Source organism: Micromonospora sp. NPDC005163 (assembly GCF_053599835.1).
Genome location: NZ_JBSFYP010000003.1, coordinates 189,677 through 209,409 on the forward strand (window position 1 = coordinate 189,677; position 19,733 = coordinate 209,409).

19 protein-coding genes and 1 pseudogene are annotated in these 19,733 nt (G+C 73.5%); 5 read left to right on the forward strand and 15 right to left on the reverse strand.

Translation table 11 applies throughout. From position 1 onward, the window contains the following. Positions 1 to 121: 121 nt before the first annotated feature. Entirely contained in the window at positions 122 to 1,597 is a 1,476-nt protein-coding gene (locus ACWD6N_RS04305; RefSeq protein ID WP_449938637.1) for an alpha/beta hydrolase, read from the forward strand. A gap of 20 nt (positions 1,598 to 1,617) precedes the next feature. On the opposite strand, the gene ACWD6N_RS04310 is transcribed toward ACWD6N_RS04305, so the two are convergent. From ACWD6N_RS04310 to ACWD6N_RS04330, 5 genes are all read right to left on the reverse strand, one after another. Continuing rightward, on the reverse strand, positions 1,618 to 1,737 hold the full coding sequence (locus ACWD6N_RS04310; protein WP_450004480.1) for a hypothetical protein: 120 nt from the start codon (positions 1,735 to 1,737) through the stop codon (positions 1,618 to 1,620). Next, entirely contained in the window at positions 1,712 to 2,242 is a 531-nt protein-coding gene (locus tag ACWD6N_RS04315; RefSeq protein ID WP_450004481.1) for a dihydrofolate reductase family protein, read from the reverse strand. The genes ACWD6N_RS04310 and ACWD6N_RS04315 overlap by 26 nt, the downstream gene beginning before the upstream one ends. A 38-nt stretch (positions 2,243 to 2,280) precedes the next feature. Then, positions 2,281 to 3,498: an RNA polymerase sigma factor gene (locus ACWD6N_RS04320; protein WP_449938645.1), complete on the reverse strand. Its 1,218-nt coding sequence runs from the start codon at positions 3,496 to 3,498 to the stop codon at positions 2,281 to 2,283. Positions 3,499 to 3,530: 32 nt separating this feature from the next. After that, positions 3,531 to 3,887 carry a YciI family protein gene (locus ACWD6N_RS04325; protein WP_354964633.1) on the reverse strand — a complete coding sequence of 119 codons (357 nt, stop codon included), beginning with the start codon at positions 3,885 to 3,887 and terminating at the stop codon, positions 3,531 to 3,533. Positions 3,888 to 4,035: 148 nt separating this feature from the next. Beyond that, complete coding sequence (locus ACWD6N_RS04330) at positions 4,036 to 5,292, reverse strand: DUF2786 domain-containing protein (RefSeq protein WP_449938639.1); 1,257 nt, start codon at positions 5,290 to 5,292, stop codon at positions 4,036 to 4,038. Between the two features lie 278 nt (positions 5,293 to 5,570). Between ACWD6N_RS04330 and ACWD6N_RS04335 the strand changes: the two genes are divergently transcribed. Beyond that, on the forward strand, positions 5,571 to 6,062 hold the full coding sequence (locus ACWD6N_RS04335; protein WP_387322953.1) for a DUF2243 domain-containing protein: 492 nt from the start codon (positions 5,571 to 5,573) through the stop codon (positions 6,060 to 6,062). Positions 6,063 to 6,109: 47 nt separating this feature from the next. Continuing rightward, a pseudogene (locus ACWD6N_RS04340) lies at positions 6,110 to 6,940 on the forward strand (cytochrome c oxidase assembly protein). 21 nt (positions 6,941 to 6,961) lie between these two features. Here the strand turns inward: ACWD6N_RS04340 and ACWD6N_RS04345 are convergent. The 9 genes from ACWD6N_RS04345 to ACWD6N_RS04385 form a co-directional block, all read right to left on the reverse strand. Beyond that, complete coding sequence (locus ACWD6N_RS04345; RefSeq protein ID WP_354964465.1) at positions 6,962 to 7,231, reverse strand: hypothetical protein; 270 nt, start codon at positions 7,229 to 7,231, stop codon at positions 6,962 to 6,964. 14 nt (positions 7,232 to 7,245) lie between these two features. Further along, entirely contained in the window at positions 7,246 to 8,325 is a 1,080-nt protein-coding gene (locus tag ACWD6N_RS04350) for a WXG100-like domain-containing protein (RefSeq protein WP_354964466.1), read from the reverse strand. Continuing rightward, positions 8,309 to 8,650 carry a WXG100 family type VII secretion target gene (locus ACWD6N_RS04355; RefSeq protein WP_354964467.1) on the reverse strand — a complete coding sequence of 114 codons (342 nt, stop codon included), beginning with the start codon at positions 8,648 to 8,650 and terminating at the stop codon, positions 8,309 to 8,311. Before ACWD6N_RS04355 ends, ACWD6N_RS04350 begins: the two co-directional genes overlap by 17 nt. Before the next feature lie 4 nt (positions 8,651 to 8,654). Continuing rightward, positions 8,655 to 9,113, reverse strand: a complete 459-nt coding sequence (locus ACWD6N_RS04360) for a YbaB/EbfC family nucleoid-associated protein (protein ID WP_354964468.1) — start codon at positions 9,111 to 9,113, stop codon at positions 8,655 to 8,657. Between the two features lie 136 nt (positions 9,114 to 9,249). Then, positions 9,250 to 10,569 carry a reverse transcriptase family protein gene (locus ACWD6N_RS04365; protein ID WP_449935900.1) on the reverse strand — a complete coding sequence of 440 codons (1,320 nt, stop codon included), beginning with the start codon at positions 10,567 to 10,569 and terminating at the stop codon, positions 9,250 to 9,252. A gap of 253 nt (positions 10,570 to 10,822) precedes the next feature. Continuing rightward, the gene (locus tag ACWD6N_RS04370; RefSeq protein WP_354964470.1) at positions 10,823 to 11,980 is read right to left on the reverse strand and encodes a CaiB/BaiF CoA transferase family protein; all 1,158 of its coding nucleotides are present in this window, start codon (positions 11,978 to 11,980) and stop codon (positions 10,823 to 10,825) included. Continuing rightward, positions 11,977 to 14,145 (reverse strand): 3-hydroxyacyl-CoA dehydrogenase NAD-binding domain-containing protein, encoded by a 2,169-nt coding sequence (locus ACWD6N_RS04375; protein WP_450004482.1) that lies wholly within the window; start codon positions 14,143 to 14,145, stop codon positions 11,977 to 11,979. Before ACWD6N_RS04375 ends, ACWD6N_RS04370 begins: the two co-directional genes overlap by 4 nt. A 14-nt stretch (positions 14,146 to 14,159) precedes the next feature. Beyond that, entirely contained in the window at positions 14,160 to 15,374 is a 1,215-nt protein-coding gene (locus tag ACWD6N_RS04380; protein ID WP_387322962.1) for an acetyl-CoA C-acetyltransferase, read from the reverse strand. Further along, positions 15,364 to 16,530: an acyl-CoA dehydrogenase family protein gene (locus tag ACWD6N_RS04385; RefSeq protein WP_387322964.1), complete on the reverse strand. Its 1,167-nt coding sequence runs from the start codon at positions 16,528 to 16,530 to the stop codon at positions 15,364 to 15,366. Before ACWD6N_RS04385 ends, ACWD6N_RS04380 begins: the two co-directional genes overlap by 11 nt. 458 nt (positions 16,531 to 16,988) lie before the next feature. Between ACWD6N_RS04385 and ACWD6N_RS04390 the strand changes: the two genes are divergently transcribed. Beyond that, the gene (locus ACWD6N_RS04390; protein ID WP_354964474.1) at positions 16,989 to 17,633 is read left to right on the forward strand and encodes a TetR/AcrR family transcriptional regulator; all 645 of its coding nucleotides are present in this window, start codon (positions 16,989 to 16,991) and stop codon (positions 17,631 to 17,633) included. A gap of 20 nt (positions 17,634 to 17,653) precedes the next feature. Here ACWD6N_RS04390 and ACWD6N_RS04395 read toward each other — a convergent pair whose 3' ends face one another. Next, complete coding sequence (locus ACWD6N_RS04395) at positions 17,654 to 18,460, reverse strand: zf-HC2 domain-containing protein (protein ID WP_387323578.1); 807 nt, start codon at positions 18,458 to 18,460, stop codon at positions 17,654 to 17,656. 72 nt (positions 18,461 to 18,532) lie between these two features. Here ACWD6N_RS04395 and ACWD6N_RS04400 point away from each other — a divergent pair, with 72 nt between their 5' ends. Then, positions 18,533 to 19,573: a TRM11 family SAM-dependent methyltransferase gene (locus ACWD6N_RS04400; protein ID WP_387322967.1), complete on the forward strand. Its 1,041-nt coding sequence runs from the start codon at positions 18,533 to 18,535 to the stop codon at positions 19,571 to 19,573. The last annotated feature ends 160 nt before the right edge of the window (positions 19,574 to 19,733 follow it).

A 19,733-nucleotide genomic window follows, 5' to 3' on the forward strand; every position in this document is an offset into this window, starting at 1 on the left:
CCCGGCGCACGAAAGGACCGGGCCGTCGAGCGGCTACTCGACGGCCCGGTGGAAGCAGCACCACCTCGCCCGGTGGGCGAGTTTCTCCCGTGACGCTCCTTCGAGGAGAGGACAGCACTCCATGCTGCGCGTACGCAAATCCACCGTCGGCTGGGCGGTCGCCCTGGCCCTCACGGTCACCGGCCTGACCCCGGTCGGCCCGGCCGCCGCCCGAGCACAACCGGGCCCCACCATCGACTGGCGGCCCTGCCCCGGGGACGCCACCGCCGAGTGCGGCACGCTGTCCCTGCCGGTGGACTGGCGCCGGCCTCGGGGCGAGAGGTTCGACCTGGCGCTGGCCCGTCGGACGGCCACCGACCCGTCCGCAAGGACCGGCGCACTGGTGTTCGGCCCCGGCGGGCCGGGCGACAGCGGGGTCGACCGGGTGGTGACCGGCAGCTCCCGGTTCAGCGCCGAGCTGCGCCGCCGCTTCGACATCGTCAGCTTCGACCCGCGCGGCACCGGCGGCAGCCACCCGGTGATCTGCTCGACGGACCTGCTCGCCCGGCAACCGCAGCTGATAGCGGACCAGGCTCAGTTCGACGCCACGCTGGCCGGCAACGCGTTGCTGCGGGCCGACTGTCGGGCCCGGACCGGGCCGCTCTACGACCACGTGGACACGACCAGCGCGGCCCGCGACCTCGACGCGGTCCGCGCCGCGCTCGGCGAGCGGCTGCTGACCTTCCACGGCAGCTCGTACGGCACCCTGCTCGGGCAGCGGTACGCGGAGCTGTTCCCGCACCGCGTCCGGGCCATGGTGCTGGAGGCCGCGATGGATCACAGCCTCGACATCCGTGCCTTCCTCGACACCCAGGCCGTCACCGCGGAAGGCGCGTTCGACGAATTCGTCGCCTGGTGTGCCCGGTCCGCCGGCTGCCCGCTCAGGGGGCGGGACGTCCGGGAGGTCTGGGCCGGGCTGCACGGCCGGGCCGCGCGCGGGACGCTGACCGACCCGGACCGGCCCGGTGCGGCGCTCACCCCGTTCGAGCTGAGCCGGCTCGCCCACAAGAAGCTCTACGAGACGCACCGGTGGCCGGAGCTGGCCGGGTGGATCGCCAGAATGGACGCCGTCACCGCGCCGACGACCGCACCCCCGGCCGGCGACACGTCGACGGGCGACGCCGTGGCTCCGTACCCGTTCGCGGTCTTCTGCCAGGACTGGAGCCTGCCCGTCCGCGACTACCGCGAGTACGCCGGACACCTGCGCCGGATGGGCCGGCTCGCGCCCGACCTGCGCTATCCGCCGGCGGTGTTCGCCCCCGTGACCTGCCTGGGAACGCCGGCGCCGGTCGCCAACCCGCAGCACCGGCTGCGGGTCCGCACCGAGGTGCCGCTGCTGCTCGCCGCCACCGTGCACGACCCGGCCAGCGGGTACAACTGGGCCACCAACGTGGCGCGGCAGTTGGGCGAGCACGGCGTGCTGCTCACCTATCAGGGATGGGGGCATGGCAGCTATACCACCAGCCCGTGTGTGGCCGGCGCTGTTGACCGCTACCTGACCAGCGTGGTCGTGCCCCGTCCGGGCACCAGCTGCCCGGCCGTCGACCCGTCGGCGTGACCGACCCGCCGGTGCCGCGATCAGCGCAGGACGCGGTAGCGCAGGTGCGCCACGGTCGGCCCGGCCACCACCGCCACCTGTTCCAGCCGCGGCGCGATCCCGTCGAAGAGCCGTTCACCGGCCCCGAGGAAGATCGGCACCAGGTGCAGATGCAGGGTGTCGATCAGCCCGGCGGGCCAGGTACTGCCGGACCGTGCTCGCGCCGCCCGCGATCGACACCTGCCGGTCACCCGCCGCCTCCCGGGCCTGCCGCAGCGCCGACTCGATGCCGTCGGTGACGAACCGGAACTCGGTGCCGCCCCGCATCACCAGCGGCGCCCGGGAATGGTGGCTGAGCACGAAGACCGGGGTGTGGAACGGCGGATCGTCGCCCCACCAGCCCTGCCAGCTCTCGTCCCAGTCGCCGTCCCCGCCGCCGAACATCCGCCGGCCCATCACGTACGCCCCGATGTCCCGGGTCAGCTCGTCGACCAGGTCGGCGTCGACTCCCCGCTCGCCGCCGGTCAGCCCGTGCTGCGCCCGCCAGCTGTCCAGGCCGAAGAACCACTCGTGCAACCGCAGCCCGCCCCGGCCCAGCGGATCCTGCCGGCTCTGGTCCGGCCCGGCCACGTACCCGTCCAACGAGATCGACAATTGACTGCTCACCATTCCCATGCCACGTCGACTCCCGCGACCGCCGGAACTCATCGCTGGGCGGCCAGTCGGGTTGCCCGCAGCTCCAGGTAACGCCGCTCGGGCAGGCTGGTGGTGCCCCGGGCCGCCGCCCGGTACGCGTCCCGCGCCGCCGGAAGCTGCCCGGCGAGCTCCAGCAGGTGGGCCCGGACCGCGGCGAGCCGGTGATGCCCGGCGGTGCGCTCGTCGGCGTCCAGCGGAGCGAGCAGGGCGAGCCCGGCCTCGGGACCGTCCACCATGGCCACCGCCACCGCCTGGTTGAGGGTGACCATCGGATTCGGCGCGATCCGGGCGAGCAGCCGGTAGAGCGCGGCGATCTGCCGCCAGTCGGTCGCCGCCGCCGTCGGCGCCTCGGCGTGCACCGCGGCGATCGCCGCCTGGAGCTGGTACGGGCCGGGCGGTGACCAGGTCAGCGCCTCGGTGATCAGCGCGACGCCGGCCTTGATGGCCGTCCGGTCCCACCGGTCCCGGTCCTGCTCGGTCAGCGGCACCAGCTCGCCGTCCGGGCCGACCCGGGCGGCCCGGTGCGCATCGGTGAGCAGCATCAGCGCCAGTAGCCCGGTCACCTCGCCGTCTCCGGGCAGCAGCCCGTGCAGGACGCGGGCGAGCCGGATCGCCTCGCCGGTCAGCTCCACCCGGTGCAGGTCCGGCCCGCTGGACGCGGTGTACCCCTCATTGAAGATCAGGTAGAGCACTCGGAGCACCGTCCGCAGCCGCTCGTCGCGCTCACCCGGCGCGGGCATGCTGAACCGGGCGCCGGCGGCCTCGATCCGCTGTTTGGCCCGGCGGATCCGTTGGCTCATCGTGGCCTCCGGCACCAGGTGCGCCCGGGCGATCTGTGCGGTGCTGAGCCCGCCGACGGCGCGCAGGGTCAGCGCCACCTGCGCCGAGGGAGCCAGCGCCGGGTGGCAGCAGAGGAAGAGCAGGGTCAGGGTGTCGTCGGCGTCCGCCACCGAGGGCTCCGCGTCGGCCGCCGGCGCCACCCCGGCGTACGCCGGCTCGCGCAGCGCCACCGCCACCTCGCGGTCCCGGCGGGCGCGCTCGCTGCGCCACTCGTCGGTGAGCCGGCGGTTGGCCACGGTGAGCAGCCAGGCGCGCGGGTTGTCCGGCAAGCCCTGCCCGGGCCACTGCGTCGCGGCGGCGAGCAGCGCCTCCTGCACCGCGTCCTCGCATCGGTCGAACTGCCCGTGCCGGCGGACCAGCAGGCCGAGGACCTGCGGCGCGAGCATACGCAGCAGGTCCTCGACCGTCCGGTCGTCGGTCACATCTCCGTCCCGGCCTCGTCCATGATCGGGCGGACCTCCAGGGCGCCGCCGAAGCGCACGTCCGGCCAGCGGGCGGCGATCTCGGCGGCCCGTTGCGGGGTGTCGCAGTCGACGGCCAGGTAGCCGGCGAACTGCTCCTTGCTCTCCATGAACGGCCCGTCGACGACTTCCGGGTGGCCGCCCGCGAGCCGGACCGTCCGGGTCTGCGACGGGTCGGCCAACGCCTGACCGCCGACCAGCTCACCGGACTCGGTCAGCTCCTTCATGATCTCGTCGACCTCGCCGAACAGGGCGGTGCGCTCCCGCTCGGTCAGCTCCTCGGTGAAGCCGGGCCGGTTCCAGATCAGCAGCATGTACTTCACGGCGATGCTCCTCGGGTCCTGGTCGCGCCCCGGTCGGGACGCGGTTCACCGGAGGGTCGGAGCCGAAGCTCCGTTCCCTACCGCCTACCGAAGAACATCGCAGAATTTTTCGACGGTGGCGGTTCCCACGCTGCCTGGGTCAACGTGGGTCGGGGCGTCCCGGTACCTGTCGGGGCGGTGGCCCCCCGCCGACGTCCAGCGACGCGCGGTCCGCCGCGGAGGTGCCGGACGACCAGCCCTCGGCGTCGCGGACGCTGAGCCGGTGCCGGGTGACGCCCGGGAAGAGGGTGTCGAGCCGCTCCTGGACCGCCTCGCCGCGCGCGGCGAGCACCGGGAGGAGCCGCTCCGGGCCGGCCGTCTCGGCCGCCGCCCGGTCCGCCGCCTCGGTGGTCGCGCGCAGCCGCTCGCCGATCCGCAGCGCGAACGCGTTGAGGAAGGACTCGTCCCAGACGCGGGTCCGCCGCCCGGCCCCCGGTCGCCGCTCGGCCCGCCCGCGCAGCATCGCGGCGGTGGCCTGGACCAGCAGCGAGGTGTAGAGCAGCTCCACCGCCACGAGGTCGGCCGGCCAGCCCAGCACGGTGGCGAAGCCGAGGTCGTCGGACCAGACCGCCGCACAGCGGTTCGCCGCCGCGACCTCCTGCACCAGCAGCGCCTTCGCACCCGCGTACGGGGTGTCGGTGCCGAGCCGCACGCCGCCGGGTAGGTCGCCCCGGTCGGCCCCGGCCGCCAGCAGCGCCTCGTCGATGCTGTGCCGGGCGATCAGCTCTTGCGCCTTGGCGGTCAACGCCTCCGCCTCGGCTGGGAAGGTCGTCGACTCGGCCTTGGCCAGCAGCGCCCGTACCCGTTCGAGCATGCCGGACCCACTGCGGGCCGCGCCGGCCGGGCGGCTCGCTGCCGCCGCCCCGGTCGTGCCGGGTGGCGGACGCAGCACCGCGATCGGCGGCAGGCTCTCCACCAGGACGAGGGTGTCCACGGCCGTGCGCAGGGCGTCGACCCGGTCCAGCCCTTCCCGGGCGGACCAGCCGGCCAGCACGCTCCGGTCGTCGTCCCACCACACCTCGGCGGCCAGCTCGCGCAACTGCTCGTCCCACCAGGCCGGAACCGGCCCGGTCTGCTCGCGCCGTTGGGCGGCCATCGCGTCCCGCACCAGTCGTGCCGACCGGGCGCCGAGCCGCCGGGTGGTGAGCCGGTCCAGGTCGGCCGGCTGCCAGCCGCGCGGCCACAGCCGCGCCACGCCGCGGACCAGGCGACGCAGCAGCGCCGTGTCCACCGCCGCCGTGCCGTCCGTCGCGCCGGTGCCGACCATCAGCTGGTCCAGCTGCCGTTCGGCCTGCCGTACGTCGGTGCCGCGCACCGCCGCGAGCGCCTCGGCGACGAGTTCGTCCGCGTCCGGCACGTGCACCTCCCTCTCCGGGTTCGCTGCCTCTCAGGCTCCATGATCATGCCGTCAGCCGTGCCGGAGGCGCGAAACGGGGATGTCGTCGCCCCGCTGACCGGCGGGGCCTCGATCAACACGAGGTCCGGGAAGTCGCGGTGTCCCATCAGGTCCGACACCCCGACATCGCCAATCTCGTGTCGATCACCGCCGGCTGGACGCGCGTTGCGGCTCGGTGGGCATGTTCCGCCCGGTCTCGGGTAGTTCGACCCTCACCTGAGGCGGATGCGAGGTGTGTGGTGGTCGGTTCGAGCCTGCCGAGTGCGCGCACCGCCGCCGTGCCGGAGGTCCGGTCGTCCATCCTCGCCGGTGTCCTGATCGGGGTCGCGGTGATGGCCGCGGTGGACGAGATCGTCTTCCATCAGTTGCTGGCCTGGCACCACTTCTACGACCGGTCCACCTTGTCGGTGGGTCTGCTCTCCGACGGGCTGCTGCACGCAGCCGAGCTGATCGCCCTGGTCGGTGGTTTCTTCTGGTTCGCCGACCTGCGTCGGCGCGGCGCCCTGGCGGCCCGGTTCGCCTGGGGTGGCGTCCTGCTCGGCGCCGGGGGTTTCCAGCTCTTCGACGGGCTGGTCGACCACAAGGTGCTCCGGCTGCACCAGATCCGCTACGGCGTCCACCTGGTGCCGTACGACGTGGTGTGGAACGTGGGCGGCGCGATACTGCTGCTCGTGGGCGCCGCGCTGGTCTGGCGGGCGCGATCCCGACCGCCAGGCGACGGCCAGCGGTGACGGCGACCCTCGCCCCGGACGCCCCGGGCTGGTTCGCGGCGCCGGTGATGGCGCACGGGGGGCACGCCGCGGATGGCCCGGGCTGGTTTCCGCTGGCGGCGGTCGGTCTGCTGGCCGGTGGCTACCTCGTGGCCGCCGCACGCGATCCAAGGGGCTGGGACCACCGGCGCAGCGGCGCCTGGCTGGCCGGCTGCGCCGTGCTGGCGGTCGCGGTCGGGCCGTTCGCGCAGCTCCCCGACGATCCGCGCGGACATATGACGCAGCACCTGCTGCTCGGCATGGTGGCCCCGCTCGGGCTGGTGCTCGGCGCCCCGGTGACACTGCTGCTGCGGATCGCGTCCACACCACCCGCCGGTTCATCGGCCGGCTGCTGCGCGCCCGCCCGCTGCACCTGATCGCCCACCCGGTCACCGCCGCGCTGTTCAGCACGGGCGGGCTGGCCCTGGTGCTGCTCACCCCCGCTGTACGCGGCGGCGGAGCGCCAGCCCACCCTGCACCACGCCCTGCATCTGCATTACCTGGCCGCCGGATACCTGTTCGCGTGGTCGCTGGTCGGCCTGGACCCGGCACCCCGCCGTCCCGGGCTGGCCGTGCGGCTCGGCGCGCTGCTGGGCGCGGCGGCCGGGCACTCCGCGCTCGCCAAGTACCTCTACGCGCACGCCGGCACCCTGCCGCCCGGGCTGGCCGACCCCGACCCGGCGGCGTTCCGCTCCGCAGCCCAGCTCATGTACTACGGCGGGGACGTGGCCGAGCTGCTGCTCGCCGTCGCCCTCTTCGCCACCTGGTACCACCGCCCCTTGCGCCGCCACCCGGCGCGACCATCTCGGTCGACCAGGTTCCCCGAACGAGAGGTCAGGTCCCGGGCGGGAACCTCCTGATCGACACGGAGGCCCGGGGGGTCAGCCGCGGGTTGAGAGGGCGGTGGAGAGTCGGCCGAGGAACGCCCGGATGTTCTCCTCGCTGTGGTGCGTCTCGGCCTGGTCGTTGAGGGGGCCCGAGTAGCGCAGCGCCTGATCGAGCGCGTCCAGCGTCTCGGCCCGGTCACCCGGGTAGAGCCCGCCGACCACGCCGTCGGCGACCCGCGTCACCACGGTGTCGTCGAGCGCCCGGTCGAACTGGATCCCGTAGAGGATCCCGTTGACGTGGCCCTTCCAACTGTCCGTACCCATGATTGTGAACTCCCCTAGAAGATCTGTCTGCCGTCCCAGCCCATGATCGGGACGTCACTGAGGCCGTTGCGCTTGAACTCGGCATCGAGGTTGCCCATGTGGCTCACGTCGGGCTGGTAGTGACCGCTGCGCGCCGTCGCGTGCTGGACCATACCGTCCTTGACGACCAGCTCGCCCGCCGCCGCGACCGGTTGCCCGTTACCCAGCGTCGAGTGGTGGAAGTCGCCCACCTTCTGGTAGTTGGACGCGTAGAGGTTGCCGTTCCGGTCCATCACGAAGATCGCCTGGCCGTTGCCGCTGAACACGGTCTGGGCGCTCGAGGTGTCGAACGGCTCGCCGTTCTTCGCGCTGCGCAGGACGCCGTTGCTGTCGAAGAACACCCGGTGCTGTTCGAGTTCCTCCGGACTGAGTCGGCGCACCGCCGTCGGGAAGTGCCCTCCCGGCAGGTGCTCGTTCCGGTACTTGTCGAGCATCGGCTTGGTGTTGTGGTAACGGGGCGTGGTGTGCGGGCCGGGCACCGGGGTTCGTCCCGGGCCGCCGCGCTTCGGGCCCTTGCGCGCGAAACGGCGCAGCAGCGTCTTCGCCCGCTTCAGCAACCGCGGAATGATCTCCTTGACGACCCGTTCGATGACCTCCTTGATGATCCGTTGGATCGCCATCCGGGCCAGGCCGATCGAGACGGGGATCTGAGCCAGCGAGGCGCCGAGGGTGGGCGCGGCCGCCGCCAGCGCGATCGCCACCTGCACGACGAGGATCGTCAGCTGGACGATGACGAGGATCTTCTGCGTCAAAGTGATGATGGCCATCACCAGCAACGCCATGCCGATCAGCTCGGCCGCCTGCGCGCCGTCCTCCATCCGGCGCGGCGCGCCCTCCTCGCCCTGCCATGCCTGCTCGAACGCCCGGACGTCGTCCCCGATGTTGGTCGCCCCGACCTTCGCAGCGCCCGCCTCCGCCTCCCCGACCGCCGTACGCAGTCGGCCGGCGAACGCGAACCACAGCTGCGACGCCTCGAACAGCAGCTCCTCGTCGGCGGTCGGCCAGGTGAAGCCGACCCAGCCCAGAGCCTCGACGAGCTCAGGAGGTAGCTGCATACCCACCGGGCAGCTCCATCCTCGTGAAGAGTTCCGCGTTGGCGATGTCGGTCGCCTCGTGCGCGTCGGCGCCGAGGTCGAGGTTCGCGGCGGCCTCCAGCAACTGGTCAGCCATCGACCGGTACACGTCGAGCGCATGCGTGAGCACCTCGACGTACACGGCTCCGAAGAGGGAGCCCGCCTCGTCGGCGCCCCACGGATTACCCGCGCCGTTCACCGTCGACTCGAGGCTGCTGACCTCTGCACCGAGCTGCTGGCCGGTGGTCGTGAGCGAGCCCGCCGCGGCGTGGAGGGCGTCGACGTCGACCTGAATCCCGTCGGACATGGGCTCAGCGTCGATCCATCCGGCGGGTGACCGCGTCCAGGTCGCCGATCATCTGCTCGAACCCGCGGAACGCGTCCTCCGAGACACGTTCGAGCTGCCGGGTCAGGGCCGCGCTGTCGGCACCGACAGCGGCCGTCAGCTCGGCGCGCCGGGCGCGTTCGTCGGCCTGTGCCGCCTTGACCGCCTCCAGGACGTACTCGGCGATGGCGCTGGTGCCAGCACGGGACAGGCTCGGGTCGATCACCAGAGTTTCCAGGCCGCCAAAGGCGGACACCTCCGCCTCGACGAGACCGTCACCGCCGGTGCCCCGCCCCACCATCTGCTCGGCAGCTGGCACAGGCCCGTCGCCCTGCTCGTCGGCCCCGCCCGGCTGTGCCGAGGCGGAATCCGTGGCCCGGCTCAGCAGGCGCATCGCCTCTTCGAGTGAGCGACTCAGGCCGGACGGATCGATTCCGCTCGCCATGCTCGTCCCCCTACGACTCGCAGTCCTTGTCCGGGGAGCGACAGTACCAACGCGACGCCTGCCCTCGCGGCCTGAAGTCCTTTGTGGATTCCACAGATGGCCGGTGACCTGCTGGTCGTCGCGTCCCTCTGGTCCGTCAGGGCCCCGAGGAGGCCAGGGCGGCGGCGAGGAGGGGCGCAAGTTTGGCGGCGCGGGTGGGACTGTCGTGACCGACCCACGCGACCCGGCCCGCCAGGTGCTCGGCGAAGGCCGGGTGGCCGGCGTGGTTCTGGGCGGCCAGGCCGGTGCGGGCGGCATTGTGCAGGATCGCGCGCAGCCGGTCGTACTCGTCGCGCGGCACCGCCGGCCGTTCGTTGACCACCAGCCCGGCGAGGAGCTGCCGGTCGGCCCGGCCACGGACCCGGGTCTTGCCCGGGTGCACCCGGAAGCCCTCGTTTCGGGTCACCTCGGTCACCGCGGCGAGCAGGTCGGCGACCCGCCGGGGCGGCAGCTCGCCGGAGAAGGCGAGGTCGTTGGCGTACCGCTGGTAGTCGAGGTCGAAGGCGGCGGCCAGCCCGGTCAACCGGCGATCGAGCCGGAACGCACAGAGATTGGCCAGCGCAGGCGAGGTGGGCGCGCCCTGCGGCAGGTGCCCGCCGCGCAGCACGCTCAGCCGCCACGGCCGTTCGGGCAGGTCGGCCGGCGCGGCACGGAGCACCGCCGGTGGAGTTCGGGTGGTGCAGATCGCGGCGAGCGTATGTGCAACCGGCTCCGGATAGCCGGCGGTCCGGAGAAACCCGTACACCCGTCGGGCCGGCACGCTGCTGAAGAACGCGGCCAGGTCGACGCGGACCACCACCGCCCGCCCAGCGTGCGCCGTGGCGAAGGTGTGCGCCGAACGGCCGGGCACGAACCCGTGCGCCGCCGGATGCACCGGCAGCGGGCCCAGCACCTCGGCGAGCAGCCGCCGGTGCAGCGCGCGCAACCGTGGCTTCGGCGCCTCGATCAACCGGCCGCCGGCGGCCCAGCGATACCGGTAGTGGTGCAGACGCTGATTGTCGGCGCGACGGTTCATCGCCCGGCGGTCGGCGTACCAGTCGAGCTGCTCCGGAGCCAGGTCGAGCAGCCGGGCCAGGTCGGCCAGGTCGTCCAGGACCGGGGTCGACCAGGGCCGGCGGACCGTGCGGGTCGGCGTCACCGGCCGGGCGCGGACCGCGACGGGTCGGCCGCGCTGCCGCGCCGCGCCGACCACCTCGCCCAGCAGCGCCAGGTTGGCCAGGAAGGCGGCCAGCTCCCGGGGCCGGTCACGCGGGGCCCGGGGGTACGCGGCGAGCGCGGCGTCCGCGACCGGCCACAGCCAACGGCGGCGTACGCTCAGCACCCGCCCGCCGGACGCGACCAGGTCGCCGCGCTGCCAGCGGTCGGCCGCCAGGAACGCGTCGGCGAGCGCGACGGCCAGCGAGCCGACTGTCGTCACGGCCGGCCCGGGGTGGATGACAGCGTGCCCCGACGAATCCCGGTCGTACGGGTGCACAGGCTCGCGGAGCGTGCCGACGCACCTGTGGTGTGGTGCCCAGGTGGATGTGACGCCCCCGGGGTTGCCCCGGAGAGACTCCGACCGCGTCCCCGGTGGGGGCGCGGCCAGGTCAGCTCGGGGCACGCTGCCATCCGGGCAGCGTATCCCCGGTCGCCCGGTGCCAGGCGGGTCCGTGGCCGGCCCGCCGCGCGGGTCACGGCCAGTCGGCGAGGATCGTGTCGACGGGTAGGACGTCGTGCTCCGGGTCCGGTGCCGGGGCAGGCTGGCCGGTCGGTGTCCGGTCGAAGCGGGGTGCCGGGGCCGGCTGGATCTCGCCACCGACCTCGACGAAGGTGCCCCGGGCGGCGTTGTGCGGATGCCGGTGCGCCTCGCGGGGGGCGAGCACCGGCGCGACGCACGCGTCCAGGTCGGCGAAGACCGCCGTCCACTCGTTCCGGGTCCGCTCGGCGAACCGCTCGGTGAACCGCCGGCGCAGCTCGTCCCAGCCGCTCGGGTCGTACTGGGCGGGCAGGTCCGGCTCGTCGGCGAGGCCGAGGCCGGTCAGCAGCTCGGCGTAGAAGGCCGGTTCCATCGCGCCGACGGCCATGAAGCCGTCGTCGGCGGTGCGGTACGTGTCGTAGAACGGTGCCCCGCCGTCGAACATGTTGCGCCCACGCGGTGCGGCCCACAAGCCGGTGCCGAGCAACCCGTGCAGGAACGCGGTGAGCAGTGCGGAACCGTCCACCATCGCCGCGTCGACCACCTGGCCCGAGCCGGAGCGTTCCCGTTCCAGCAGCGCGGCCAGCACGCCCACGGCGAGCAGCATGCCGCCTCCACCGAAGTCGCCGAGCAGGTTCATCGGGGCGTACGGACGCTCGCCGGCCCGACCCAGTGGCTCCAGCGCCCCGGCCACCGCGATGTAGTCGATGTCGTGTCCGGCTCGGGGCGCCAGCGGGCCGTCCTGACCCCAGCCGGTCATCCGCGCGTACACGAGCCGGGAGTTGCGGGCCCGGCAGGTCTCCGGCCCGAAGCCCAGCCGCTCGGCCACCCCCGGCCGGTACGCCTCGACCAGCACGTCGGCCCGATCCACCAGGCGCAGCAGGTCCGCCACTCCGGCCGGAGACTTCAGATCGAGCGTGGTCACCCGCCGGCCGCGTTGCAGCGGCCCGCCGGTCGGCGCCGCCAGCCGTCCTGCGGCCGGGCCGCCCGGCCGGTCCACCCGCACCACGTCCGCGCCGAGGTCGGCGAGCACCATGCAGCCGAACGGCGCCGGAGCGAGGCTGGCCAGCTCGACAACCCGTACCCCGGCCAGCGGCCCACCGCGCCCCGGCCCGTCCGGCCTGCCGCCCGCCGGCACGTCGGTGGCCGTCACGTTGCGCTCACCGCTTCGGTGGGGCGGGTGGCCGAGGAGGCGAGCCGGTCGACCAGGTCGGCGGGGGGCGCGAACCGGCCGCCGTAGCGGTCGGCCAGCTCGTTGGCACGGGCCGCGAAGCCCGCGGGGCCACCCGCGTACTGCCGGACGTAGCGGATCACCCCGCCGGTCCAGGCCGGGAAGCCGATGCCGAGGATCGAGCCGATGTTGGCGTCGGTCTCGGTCCGCAGCACCCCCTCGTCCAGGCAGCGCAGCGCGTCGAGCGCCTCGGCGAAGAGCATCCGCTCCTGGAGGTCGGTGAACGGCACCGCCCGGCCCGCGTCGGTGGTCAGCTCGGCGAGACCGCTCCACAACCGGCCCCGCGTGCCGTCGGCGTACCCGTAGAAGCCGCGCCCGGCGGCGCGCCCCGGCCGGTCGTACGCGTCCACCAGTTCGTCCACCAGCCGGTGCGCCGGCAGCGGTAGGAAGCCTTCGCCGGCCGCCTCGAACTGCCGGCGGATCCGCTGGATCAGGGTGAGGCTCACCTCGTCGGCCAGCGCCAGCGGCCCGGTCGGGTAGCCGGCCTGCAGGGCGGCCTGCTCCACCGAGGCGGCCGGCACCCCCTCGGCGATCATGCCGACCGCCTCGTCGATGAACCGGCCGATGACCCGGCTGGTGAAGAAGCCCCGGCCGTCGTTGACCACGATCGGGGTCTTGCCGATCCGCCGGCCCAGGTCGAACGCCCGGGCCAGCGCCGCGTCGCCGGTCCGCTCGCCGACGACGATCTCCAGCAGTGGCATCCGATCCACGGGCGAGAAGAAGTGCATGCCGATGAAGTCGGCCGGGCGGTCCACCCCGGCGGCCAGTCCGGTGATCGGCAGGGTGGAGGTGTTGGAGGCGAGCAGGGCGTCCGGCGCCAGCACCGGCAGCACCTCGGCGAAGACCGACCGTTTCAGCTTCGGGTCCTCGAAGACCGCCTCGATCACCGCGTCGCAGCCGGTCAGCGCGTCCACCCGGTCGGTGGTGGTGATCCGGTCCAGCACGGCTCGGGCGTCCGCCTCGGTCGCGCGGCCCTTGCGGACCTTCCGCGCCAGCAGCCTCTCGGCGTGCTCCCGGGCGCGGCCCGCGGCCTCCGGCGAGACGTCCTTCACCACCACGTCGAGGCCGGCGCTGGCGCAGGCGTACGCGATGCCAGCGCCCATCATGCCGGCGCCCAGCACCGCGACCCGGCGCACGGGTGCGGCGTCCACTCCGGACGGTCGGGCCGCGCCGCCGTTGACCGCCTTCAGGTCGAAGAAGAACGCGCCGATCATGTTCTTGGCGACCTGCCCGGTGAGCAGCCCGATCAGTTGCCGGGTCTCCACGGTGAACGCGGTCTCCAGGTCGACCTGGGCGCCCTCGACGGCGGTGGCCAGGATCGCCTCCGGCGCGGGCAGCCGGGCCCCCTTGAGCTGCTTGCGCAGGGTGGCCGGGAAGGCCGGCAGTTGCGCGGCCAGCGACCGGCTGGCCGGGGTCCCCCCGGGCATCCGGTAGTCCGGACGGTCCCACGGCTGGCTCGGCCGGGGGTTGGCGGCGATCCAGGCCCGCGCCCGGTCCAGCAGCTCCGCCGGGGTGGACACCACCTCGTCGACCAGGCCGACAGCCAGGGCGTCGGTCGGGCGCATCCGCCGGCCGGTGAGCAGCACCGTGGTCAGCGCCCCGGCCAGGCCGAGCATCCGCACCGTCCGGGTGACGCCACCGGCGCCGGGCAGCAGGCCCAGGGTCACCTCGGGCAACCCGAGCCGGCTGCCGGGCGCGTCCAGCGCGACCCGGTGGTGGCAGGCGAGCGCGATCTCCAGGCCGCCGCCGAGCGCCGAGCCGTTGACGGCCGCGACCACCGGCCGGCCCAGCGTCTCCAGCCGGCGCAGGTCCCGCTTGATGGTGCCGAGCAGTTCGGCCAGCGCGGGCGCGTCGGCGCGCGTCGCCCGGACCATCTCCGGCAGGTCACCGCCGGCGAAGAAGGTGGACTTCGCGCTGGTCACGATGACCCCGGTCAGCTCGTCCCGCTCGGCCTCCAGCCGGTCCAGCACCGCGCTCATCGACGCGGCGTACGCCCGGTTCATCGTGTTGGCGGACTGGTCGGGATCGTCCAGGGTGAGCGTGACGATGCCGTCCGCGCCGCGGTCGTACCGGATGGTGTCGGTCATGGTCGTCCTCCGGGTCAGCAGCGCTCGATGACGGTGGCGACGCCCATGCCGCCGCCGATGCAGAGGGTCACCACGGCGCGGCGCAGGTCGCGGCGCTCCAACTCGTCCAACGCGGTGCCGAGCAGCATCGCTCCGGTCGCGCCGAGTGGGTGGCCGAGTGCGATCGCGCCGCCGTTGACGTTCACCCGGTCCGGGTCCAGGCCCAGGTCGCGGACGTACTTGAGCACCACCGCCGCGAACGCCTCGTTGATCTCGAACAGGTCGATGTCGGCGACGGTCAGCCCGGCGGCGGCGAGCGCCTTGTGGGTGGCCGGGATCGGGCCGGTCAGCATCAGCGTCGGATCGGCGCCGCTGACCGCCGCGCCGACGATGCGGGCGCGCGGGGTGAGGCCGAGGTCCCGGCCGACCTCCGCCGAGCCGATCAGGGCCAGCGCCGCGCCGTCCACGATGCCGGAGGAGTTGCCGGCGTGGTGGACGTGCTCGATCGCCTCCAGCCAGTGGAACTTCTGCAACGCGACCGCGTCGAAGCCGGCCGCCTCGCCCATGGTGGCGAAGGACGGGGTGAGCCGGGCCAGCGCCTCCCGGGTGGTCTCCGGGCGGGGGTGCTCGTCCACGGTGAGGATGTCCAGCCCGTTGCCGTCGCGGACCGGCACCACCGAGCGGGCGAAGTGGCCACCTGCCCACGCCTTGGCGGCCCGCTCCTGCGAACGCAGCGCGTAGCCGTCCACGTCGTCGCGGGTGAAGCCCTCCAGGGTGGCGATCAGGTCGGCGCTGACGCCCTGCGGCACGAACGAGGTGGCCAGCGCGGTCTGCGGGTCGGTGGCCCAGGCCGCGCCGTCGGAGCCCATCGGCACCCGGGACATCGACTCGACCCCGCCGGCGAGCAGCAGATGCTCCCAGCCGGAGCGGATCCGCGCCGCGGCGGAGTTGACCGCCTCCAGCCCGGAGGCACAGAACCGGTTGAGCTGCACCCCGCCGACCTGGTCGGGCAGCCCGGCCAGGAGCGCCGCGGCCCGGGCGAGATCGCCGCCCTGCTCGCCGATCGGGGTGACGATGCCGAGCAGCAGGTCCTCCAGCCGGTCGACGTCCAGGCCGGGGTTGCGCTCGCGCAGCGCGTCGATCAGGCCGACCACCAGGGAGATCGGCTTGACCCCGTGCAGCGCGCCGGTGTCCCGGCCGCGTCCGCGCGGGGTGCGGACCGCGTCATAGACGTACGCCTCAGAGGGCACGGGCGATCAACTCCTTCATGATCTCGTTGGTGCCGCCGTAGATCTTCTGAACGCGGGCGTCGGCGTACATCCGGGCGATCGGGTATTCCGTGGTGTAGCCGTAGCCGCCGAAGAGTTGCAGGCACCGGTCGATGACCTCGCACTGGCCGTCGGTCAGCCAGAACTTCGCCATCGCGGCCGTGGCCACGTCCAACTCGCCGCGGGTGTGCCGGACGATGCAGTCGTCCAGGAAGACCCGGCTGACCCGGGTGCGGGTGGCGCACTCGGCGAGCACCATCCGGGTGTTCTGATGGCCCATCAGCGGCTTGCCGAAGGCGGCCCGCTCCTTCGTGTACGCGACGGTCAGCTCAATCGCACGCTCCATCGCGGCGACCGCGCCGACGCCGATCACCAGTCGCTCCTGCGGGAGCTGCTGCATGAGCTGGATGAAGCCCAGCCCTTCGGCGCCGCCGAGCAGGTTGGCCGCCGGCACCCGGAACTCGTCGAAGAACAGCTCGGCGGTGTCGTTGGCGTGCAGCCCGATCTTGGAGAGCAGCCGACCCCGGCGGAAGCCCGCCGGGTCGCCACCGACCTCGCAGACCAGTAGCGAGACACCGGCGGCCCGCTGCTCGGGGTCGGTCTTCACGGCCACGATGATCAGGTCGGCCAGGCCGCCGTTGGTGATGAACGTCTTCGCCCCGGTGACCAGGTAGTCGTCGCCGTCGCGGACGGCCCGGGTACGCATCGCCTGGAGGTCGGAGCCGCCGTCCGGCTCGGTCATCGCGATCGCGCCGATCAGGTCGCCGCGGCACAGGCCGGGCAGCCAGCGCCGCTTCTGCTCCTCGCTGCCGTACGCCGCCAGGTAGCCGGTGACGATCCCACTGTGGACGGCCAGCCCGAGGCTGTTCTCCCCGGTGTACGCCTGCTCGTGCAGCATGACCGCCTCGTGGGTGAAGCCGCCGCCCCCGCCGCCGTACTCCTCCGGGACGGACAGGCCGAGCAGCCCCAGCTCGCCGGCGCGCCGGTAGTGCTCGCGGTCCGGATGGCCCTGCGCCAGCAGGCGTTCGGCGTGCGGCAGCACCTCCTTGGTGAAGAAGGTGCGGGCGAGATCGGCCAGGTCGTCGTGCTCCGCCTCACGCCAGGGTGAGGAGGAACCGTCGGATGTGAGCGTCGGCATGTGCAACACCCTCGCGCCCTGTTGGCGGCATGTCAATAACTCTCGATCATCGGGCGGACGCCGCGACTGCCGATGGCTCGACGAGGGTCGGCGGCGGGCGGTTGCGGCACTACTCAGCGCCCCCATGTCCCGTGACCCAACGTGACGGGTCCCTGAGCTGGGCGCTCCCACCCTGCACCCTTTGCTCTGCTTCAACGGGCGCAACAGTTACCGTGCGCTCATTCTGGCAATCGCGCGGTCGCACGGCGACCGGGGCGTACCTGCTGCTCACAGCCTGTGTTGCGTGGAGTGAAGCAGAGCAAAGGGAAGATGGAGGCCAGGGGCTCCCGGCGCAGAGGCGACCCACCGTGAGGACGCCGGTCCACTGACTCTGCGTGTGGAGGGCGTGGCCCCACCTGTGCCCTCCGCGTGAGCCCGAACCTAGGCCGGAACAGTGAGCCGCCGATAGGGTCGGGCAGATGAGTGTCGAGACGGCTCCGCGCCGCCGCCGGTTGGAGCCGGACGCCCGGCGCGGGCAGATCCTGGCCTGCGCGGTCCGGCTGTTCGGTGAGCGCGCGTACCCGGATGTGTCGACCACCGACATCGCCCGGGAGGCCGGTGTCGCGCGCGGCCTGGTCAACCACTACTTCGGCACGAAGAAAGAGCTCTACCTGGAGGTCGTCCGGGTCATGGTGACCATCCCCGAGGTGGCCCTGGAGCGGCTGCCCAAGGGGGACCTGAGGTCCCGGGTCGACGCCAGCGTCTCCTGGTTCCTCGACGTGGTCTCCCGGCACAGCACCTCCTGGCTGGCCGCCGTGACCGCCCGGGGGATGGGCGGCGACGCCGACGTGGAGCGGGTGCTCGCCGAGGCCGAGGAGGTCGCCGCGGACCGGATCCTGGTCGCGGTCGGCCTGGCCCACGAGGCGGAGCACCGCGAGGAGTTGCGCGGGATGGTTCGGGCCTACGGCGGGCTGGCTACCTCGACCGCGCGGGAATGGCTCCAGCGCGGCGCGCTGACCCGAGCCCAGGTGCACGTGCTGCTCACCATCACGCTGCTGACCATCGTCGAGCAGGTCATCCCGGAGGTCATCGTGGGTGGCAGCGGCCAGGCCGGCGCGAGCTGACCGGCCCGCGCCTCCGGCGCTCAGGCTGCGCGACGGTCACCGGCCTGACCAGCTCGTTTGGCCGGGGTGGCGTGGCGGTCGGCGGCCTGCGCCGGGTAGGACTCCGAGCGGACCACCCGCAGCGGCCGGTCGACCTCGTCCGCCCGGAACCGCCAATGTGACGGCGCCGGCTGCCGCTGCGGCGCGGGGCCTCCGGGTCGCAGTCCGGGCCGGGACAGCAGCACGGTGATCAGGTAACCGCCCACCAGGAAACCGTGGCTGACCAGCCGCTGCGCACCCACCGTGCCGGTGGCCAGGTCGTTGACCGAGAGCAGCAGCAGCGTGCCGACGAACGCGCTGAGCATCGGCACCAGGCCGGCCGGTGGGCTCCGGCGTACCGCCACGAAGAGGAAGCCGGCGCCCACCGCCACGTTCCAGGCGGCCGACTCGTGCCACAGGTGCTGGCCGGTCGGGTGCAGGTGGTCGGCGGCCGCACCACGGCCCACCTGGGCCAGGCCGAGCACCAGCTGCACCGCGCCGAGCAGCCCGAGCGCCGCCCGCAGCCCGGCGACCAGCCGGCCGCGCCAGGCCGCGCCGGGTCGCCACCGCGACCGCCACCGCGACCGTCGCGCCGGTGGCACCGCGACGGCCAGGATCGCGTCGGTCCGGTCGGGCGCTTGGGTGACCAGACGGGTACGGACCCGACGGGTCAACGCCGCCGCAGCCGTCAACCAGACCCGGCACTCGGCGCACCCGTCGAGGTGCCGCTGTGCCGCCGACCGTTCCGCGGCGGTCTCCTCGCCGTCCAACTGCGCCGACAGGACCTCCCGCCACTGCTCACACCCCATGTACGGGTAGTCGGTCCGGCCCCCGCTCCAGTTCCCGGGCACCCTGGCTGCCTGTGGAATACTCGCCGGACCATGACGCGCTACGGCCTGCTGATCCTGCCCTCGACCAACCGGGTGTACGCCCGCTCCGCCATCGACCTCACCCGGGCCGAGCTGGAGATCTTCGGCCGGTCGGCGCTCGATGGCCGGATCGGCGACGTGGACACGACGACGGTCGGCGGGGCCACGTACCTCACCTTCGCCGGCGACGGGTTGACCGAGCGCGACCTGGCCATGCTGGGCAACCTCTCCGCGGGGTACGCGCTGTTCGAGGTCGTCGGCGAGCTGCTGCGCCCGATCGAGTGGAGCCGGCTGGACCGCTACGACGACGACCTGATCACCATCCAGAAGTACGCGGGCAAGACCAACGAGCAGTTCACCAAGCTGCTGCTCAACGTCACCCTGCTCGCCTCGGACTGGGCCGGTGAGCTGACCACCCGGCGGTTCCGGGTGCTCGACCCGCTCTGCGGTCGCGGCACCACCCTCAACCAGGCGCTGATGTACGGCTTCGACGCCGCCGGGGTGGAGCGCGATCAGAAGGACGTCGAGGCCTACCGGGCGTTCATCACCACCTGGCTGAAGCAGAAGCGGATCAAGCATCGGGTGCTGGAGTCCGGGCCGGTGCGACGGGAGCGCAAGGTCGTCGGTCGCCGGGTGCGGATCGAGCTGGCGCCCACCCGCGAGGAGCACAAGGCCGGCCAGCTCCACCTGCTGGACGTGGTCAACGCCGACACCACCAGGGCCGCCGAGTTCTTCCGGCCGGAGACCTTCGACCTTGTCGTGGCGGACGCACCGTACGGCGTCCAGCACGGCAGCCGTACCGCCGAGCACGGGTTGACCCGGGACCCGCTGGCGTTGCTCGCGGACGCCGCGCCGGTCTGGGCCCGGTTGCTGCGCCCCGGCGGGGCGCTCGGCATCTCCTGGAACACCCACGTCGCAGGCCGGGACGACGCGGCGGCGGCGCTGGCCGCCGCCGGCCTGACTGTGGTCGACGCGGAGCCCTACCTGGCGCTGCGGCACCGGGTGGACCAGTCGATCATGCGCGACGTGCTGGTGGCCCGCCGGCCGGCCTGACCCGGCGCGCGCCTCCTCTCCTCTCCTTCCGCCCGCGCACGGGCGCTGCCGCACCCCGCCGTACCTGAGCGATTCGTGCCGCATTTCACCTGTTGAGGGTGCGGTTGTGAAAACCGCGTCAAGAAAAAGTCCACCGCCGTCATGGTCGCGTTATGGCCCC

Bases quoted from the DNA above. Each gene is read 5' to 3' on its own strand.
- ACWD6N_RS04400 (WP_387322967.1), top strand. From the start codon at position 18,533: ATGACGCGCTACGGCCTGCTGATCCTGCCCTCGACCAACCGGGTGTAC.
- ACWD6N_RS04350 (WP_354964466.1), bottom strand. From the start codon at position 8,325: ATGCAGCTACCTCCTGAGCTCGTCGAGGCTCTGGGCTGGGTCGGCTTC.
- ACWD6N_RS04345 (WP_354964465.1), bottom strand. From the start codon at position 7,231: ATGGGTACGGACAGTTGGAAGGGCCACGTCAACGGGATCCTCTACGGG.
- ACWD6N_RS04395 (WP_387323578.1), bottom strand. From the start codon at position 18,460: ATGGGGTGTGAGCAGTGGCGGGAGGTCCTGTCGGCGCAGTTGGACGGC.
- ACWD6N_RS04305 (WP_449938637.1), top strand. From the start codon at position 122: ATGCTGCGCGTACGCAAATCCACCGTCGGCTGGGCGGTCGCCCTGGCC.
- ACWD6N_RS04385 (WP_387322964.1), bottom strand. From the start codon at position 16,530: ATGCCGACGCTCACATCCGACGGTTCCTCCTCACCCTGGCGTGAGGCG.
- ACWD6N_RS04390 (WP_354964474.1), top strand. From the start codon at position 16,989: ATGAGTGTCGAGACGGCTCCGCGCCGCCGCCGGTTGGAGCCGGACGCC.
- ACWD6N_RS04360 (WP_354964468.1), bottom strand. From the start codon at position 9,113: ATGGCGAGCGGAATCGATCCGTCCGGCCTGAGTCGCTCACTCGAAGAG.
- ACWD6N_RS04320 (WP_449938645.1), bottom strand. From the start codon at position 3,498: ATGCTCGCGCCGCAGGTCCTCGGCCTGCTGGTCCGCCGGCACGGGCAG.
- ACWD6N_RS04325 (WP_354964633.1), bottom strand. From the start codon at position 3,887: ATGCTGCTGATCTGGAACCGGCCCGGCTTCACCGAGGAGCTGACCGAG.
- ACWD6N_RS04355 (WP_354964467.1), bottom strand. From the start codon at position 8,650: ATGTCCGACGGGATTCAGGTCGACGTCGACGCCCTCCACGCCGCGGCG.
- ACWD6N_RS04375 (WP_450004482.1), bottom strand. From the start codon at position 14,145: ATGACCGACACCATCCGGTACGACCGCGGCGCGGACGGCATCGTCACG.